This is a genomic window from Streptomyces sp. NRRL B-1347 (genome assembly GCF_000720325.1).
Taxonomy (GTDB): Bacteria; Actinomycetota; Actinomycetes; order Streptomycetales; family Streptomycetaceae; genus Streptomyces.
Genome location: NZ_JOJM01000159.1, coordinates 1 through 4,479, shown reverse-complemented (window position 1 = coordinate 4,479; position 4,479 = coordinate 1). Strand labels below are relative to the sequence as shown.

The following is a 4,479-nucleotide window of genomic DNA, read 5'->3' as shown; positions in this document are numbered from 1 at the left end:
CCCCGAGTGGGGTGTTGGTGGACGTCGCAGCGTCGGGATGCCTGGGACATGGTGCCCTCGATTCCCGAGCGCAGGGCGTACTGCTCCCGCCAGGCGGCGGTGGCCTGTTCGGCGCGCAGCCGTTGTTGGGCCTCGAACTGCGGGCGGGGGCGGAAGGTCAGGGACCGGGCGTTGACGGGCGATCGGGTGCAGTGAGCCCGGTGCATCGTGGAAACTGCACGTCAGATGGTCTGGTGTGCGTAGGCGTCGGGCGGCCCGGGCAGGTCTGGGGCGATAGTCTGGTGACAAGGTCATCCGTCAGCGGGTGACTTCCCGGCCCGTCAGCACGAGCAGGGCTCTGACCAGTGCGGTCGCCCACTTCGGGTCGGTGCGGACCTTGGCGAGGACGCGCCAGTTCTTGAGATGGGCGAAGCCGTGCTCGACCGGGGCCCGCACCGCGGCCAGTGCCTTGTTGGACAGCTTCTGGCCGCGGGTCAGGGGCCGGCTCCGGGCCGCCTTGTAGCCGCAGATCACCGCCGGGTCGGCGTCAGGAGGACCGTCGTCGAGGCCGACGAACCCCAGGTCGGCGATGGCGCCGAGCCCGGCGGCCCGCAGGTGGGCGGTGAGCTTGTCGTGGCGGCAGGTGGTGATCTCGGAAGTGCGTCCGGGCCGCACCGCGGAGATCCACACCAGTCGGCCGCGGTCGTCGGTGAGCGCGATCACGAGCAGGCCATGGCATTTGTGCTTGCCCGAGTAGTTCAGCCGGTTGTCCGTCCCGGTGCGTCGGCGGGTGCGTATCAGGGAGCCGTCCAGCAGGACCACGCCGCCGCCCTTTCGGGCGATCTTCTTCAACGCTCGGTCCAGGCGCGGGGCGCGGCCGGCCAGCAGGCCGACGGCCTCGCGCACCCACCGGCTCACGGTGGTGCGGTGCACCCCGTTTCCGCCGGCCAGATCGCCGGGCCGCTGGTCACAGCGCAGCACCGCCAGCACGATACCGGCGATCTTTCCGGCGGGCAGGGCCCGCCACCGGGAGCCGATCTTCTTCAGGCGGCCGCGTATCAGGCCGGCGAGATAGTTCAAGGTCGCGCTCGACAGCGGCAGGCGGGCGGTGTGAACAAGGCCGTCAGGGCCCTCGGCGAGACCGTTGTTTTTCTTCACGCCAAACTCAACTGCCGCCGGGGGCCTGCCCGTTACGGCCCGCGCGGTCACGGACGTGCGGTGAACCGCCCGTCGCCCCGCTTGTGCAGCCAGCCGCGGTCGGCAAGCTTGGTCATCTTCGCCCGCAGCGGCTCCAGCTTGCCGCGCACCGAAGCGTCCAGGCCCAGCCGCTCGCCGACCGCCCTGACCTGCACCGGGCCGTCGGCCTCCCGCACGATCGCCAGGATCTTGCGGTAGTCGCCGGGCAGCGCCCCCTCGTCGGCCGCGTCGCCGCGGTGCGGGATGAGCAGCGCTGCCCGCCCGGCCACCTTCGCCGATACCGGAGCGACAGCCTCGGCGTCGGCCTGAACCTGCTCGGCCAGGCGGTTCAACACCCGCTCCGCGATCGCCAGTTCGTCCCGCTCGACCTGAACCTCCTGAAGCTGCTTGGTCAACTCCTCGGCAAGGGCGTCCAGTTCGCTCCGGCGAGCGGTGATCCACTGCCGTTCCTGCATCCCGGGCCCTCCCGCGCTCTCGTGGCGTGCCGACCTGCCGAGGGATCGTAGGCGGGAGCAGGTCGCGGGCGCAGCCGAACCCGGCATCCCACCGGAACCAGATCCGCCCGATGATCTACACCAAGGTCATCGGCCGCCGACCGGCCTGAGTACCCCACTCCCCATTCACACCAGACCCGCGACCTGCGATTCCACGATGCACACCGCTCACTGGGAAGGGCCGCAAGCGGTGGACCACCCGCTGGAAGCGAGCCCTCCAGGCGTTCGACATCGCCTTCGACGGACGCCTCTCAGCAGCCCACAACTGAACCAGAAACCACATCAGTTACACCGAAAGCGTTACAGACCCTCGAATGGGTGACACCGGGCATGTTTGCGTGTCGGCTTGGACAGTCATAGTGCGAGCTCCAACCTGTCGATACGGCGCATGACTTCACGTAAGAGGCCTGATCCACAAGGAGATCGAGCGTGGCCACTAAAGATGCCCCCTCCGAGGCTACAGGGCTTATTTTCGTCCCCAACGAACAAGTGCCGCCTGAGGAAAGGAGTACCCTGTCCATCCATTATACGAATGGGCATCCTACTCTAGTTCTCACGGGCGGCGCACACATCCCCACGAAGCTTCCCATCATTGACTCGCACGGACAGCAGGTGGGAGCGTTCGGGCTTCTCGTGCCAACTGATAACCTCTCACCTGAAGTGAGAGCAGATATTCTGAATGGCGTCAATGCAAAGTTCGTACCCGTCAGAATTCTCAGCTCGAGTAATGCGCCTGCCGATAGAATTTAAATTCCCAGCATTAAAGAAAGATGCGCTGAGCCGTTTTCATCCTGTCTCTGCGGGGTGAAAAGGGCAGGCCAGAGGGGTGGTGTGACAAGACGAGGCTCCTGGTCGTTGCGCTGGTGTTTTCTACGCACCATGCATTGCCCGAGGCAGAGTTGATTCAAAGTCCTGGGGTCGTGGAAACGTGCAGGTCGCTGAGGTGTGGCGATCCGGCAGAAGGCCGTCACGAACACAACGAAGCTCCCGTTGACGGGGTGGCCTTGCCAAGTCGCCCTGCCCGTGCGGAGCTTCGATGTGCCGCCAGTCTGCCACGGTCTGCCTGACCAAGTCGCCCACCGCCGCCCAGCGCGGTGTGAACGGTGTGGCCGAACGGCTGGCCGTTCTCCGCGATCCGCGAGATCGGCGGGGACGGCGCCCTTCGCTGGTATCGGTCCTGATCACCGCCTGCTGCGCGGTGCTGGCCGGGGCTCGCTCCTATCTGGCCGTGGGCCAGTGGGCCACGCGCCCCTGGATGCACTCGCCCGCCTCGGCGTCGCGCCGTCGGCCCACTGGGCGTGCGCCGCGCACCGTCGAGCTCCACCATCCGCCGCCTCCTGGCCCTCGTATGTCCCGGCGGGCTTGCCGACCTGCTCGGATGCGACCCCGCGGGCAGCCGGCACCTGGCCGTGGACGGCAAGGTGGCCCGTGGCTCGCGCACGGACACCGGCCCGGCCGCCCACCTGCTCCCCGCCGTCCTGGAAGGCGGACGCACCGTCAGCCAGCTGCGGGTGCCGGACAAGACCACCGAGGTCACCGGCTTCACGAAGCTGCTGTCCCCCTTCGACCCGGCCGCTGTCGTGGTGACCGCCGACGCCCTGCACACCCACCGTGACCACGCCAGGTGGCTGGTGGAGACGAAGAAGGCGCACTACCTGCTCATGGTCAAGCGGAACCAGCCGATGCTGCACAGCGCGTCGCGCTCGCTGCCGTGGAAGGAGGTGACCGCCCGCCGCTACGACCGCGAAGGGGGGAACGGGCGGCGTGAGACCCGCTCGGTCCGCACGCTCACCGTCACCGGTCTCGGGCTGGACTTCCCGCAGGTAGCGCAGGCCGCGAAGATCCACCGGCACCGCACCGACCTCAAGACCGGCAAGATCACGTGAGACCGTCTACGCCATCACCGACCTGCCGGCGCGTGCGGCATCTCCCCAGGCCATCGGCCAACTCGCCCGCGCGCAATGGGGCATCGAGGCCGTGCACCACGTCAGAGACACCGCGTCCAGCGAGGACGCCTCGAAGATCCGCACCGGGCACGGACCGGAGAACATGGCCACGCTGCGCAGCTTCGCGATCAGCACCCTGCGCGCCGCCGGGCACCACAGCATCGCCGCCGGCCTGCGCGAGGCCTCCTACACACCCCTCACCCGTCCACTGGACTTGATCACACTGCCCTGACCAGCAACACCACATGACCACCAGGACTTTGGAACAACCCTGCCAACCTGCCCGAGCACACCCCGCTGCCCGTCCTGGTCCGCACCGCGAAACTCCGCTGGCGCATCGAGAACGACTACCGCGAGATGAAACAGGCCCTGGGCCTGGCCCACTTCGAAGGCCGCACCTGGCCCGGCTGGCACCACCACGTCACCCTCGTCTCGGTCGCCCACGCCTTCTGCACCCTGCAGCGGCTGACCCGCTCCCCAAAAGGGACGGCGCTGGCCTGATCCTCTACCGAGTCGTCTGCGAAATGCAGTTCCTCCTCGCACTCTGGACCGGCGCCTGCCCCACCTGTCACCGCGACATCCCCGCCCCCGCACCAACCTGACCAAGCCCTACTAGGCGGCCCCCAGCCGCACGGCCTCCCGCTTCTCCTGCTCAGCAGGCATCAGCCCACCACCCTGCGCATACCCCATGCTGCGGTCGTACCCCAGGGATCACAACCCGTCACCCCAGCCCCGACATCACGGATTCAAGCTGAGTAGCGGCGCGGGAGTGTCCAATAGACGGCGGATCCGATGATCAAGGAGACGCCTGATGAGTGAGACCATCACCGAGCACGAGGCCGTCGAGGAGCCGGTCGCTGAGC

General features: G+C 67.9%; 5 protein-coding genes and 2 pseudogenes. 4 read left to right on the top strand and 3 right to left on the bottom strand.

Going from position 1 to position 4,479, the window contains the following annotated elements; translation table 11 throughout:
• From IG74_RS50550 to IG74_RS0143920, 3 genes are all read right to left on the bottom strand, one after another.
• Positions 1–206: transposase (locus IG74_RS50550; RefSeq protein ID WP_199818986.1), on the bottom strand; the 206-nt coding region annotated here is incomplete at its 3' end.
• A 91-nt stretch (positions 207–297) separates the two neighbouring features.
• On the bottom strand, positions 298–1,137 hold the full coding sequence (locus IG74_RS0143925) for a transposase family protein (protein WP_030689272.1): 840 nt from the start codon (positions 1,135–1,137) through the stop codon (positions 298–300).
• A 47-nt stretch (positions 1,138–1,184) separates the two neighbouring features.
• Positions 1,185–1,631: a hypothetical protein gene (locus IG74_RS0143920; RefSeq protein WP_030689271.1), complete on the bottom strand. Its 447-nt coding sequence runs from the start codon at positions 1,629–1,631 to the stop codon at positions 1,185–1,187.
• Between the two features lie 1,075 nt (positions 1,632–2,706).
• On the opposite strand from IG74_RS0143920, the pseudogene IG74_RS54950 reads away from it, so the two are divergent.
• The 4 genes and pseudogenes from IG74_RS54950 to IG74_RS0143910 form a co-directional block, all read left to right on the top strand.
• Positions 2,707–2,904, top strand: a pseudogene (locus IG74_RS54950) (transposase family protein); the annotation flags it as partial.
• Positions 2,905–2,968: 64 nt separating this feature from the next.
• On the top strand, positions 2,969–3,556 hold the full coding sequence (locus IG74_RS53985; RefSeq protein WP_234334669.1) for an ISAs1 family transposase: 588 nt from the start codon (positions 2,969–2,971) through the stop codon (positions 3,554–3,556).
• Positions 3,557–3,647: 91 nt separating this feature from the next.
• Positions 3,648–3,848: a hypothetical protein gene (locus IG74_RS51695; RefSeq protein ID WP_107059173.1), complete on the top strand. Its 201-nt coding sequence runs from the start codon at positions 3,648–3,650 to the stop codon at positions 3,846–3,848.
• A 41-nt stretch (positions 3,849–3,889) separates the two neighbouring features.
• Positions 3,890–4,117: pseudogene (locus IG74_RS0143910) on the top strand (transposase); the annotation flags it as partial.
• Positions 4,118–4,479: the final 362 nt, after the last annotated feature.

Coding starts and splice junctions, on each gene's coding strand:
- IG74_RS0143920 (WP_030689271.1), bottom strand. CDS start 1,631: ATGCAGGAACGGCAGTGGATCACCGCTCGCCGGAGCGAACTGGACGCC.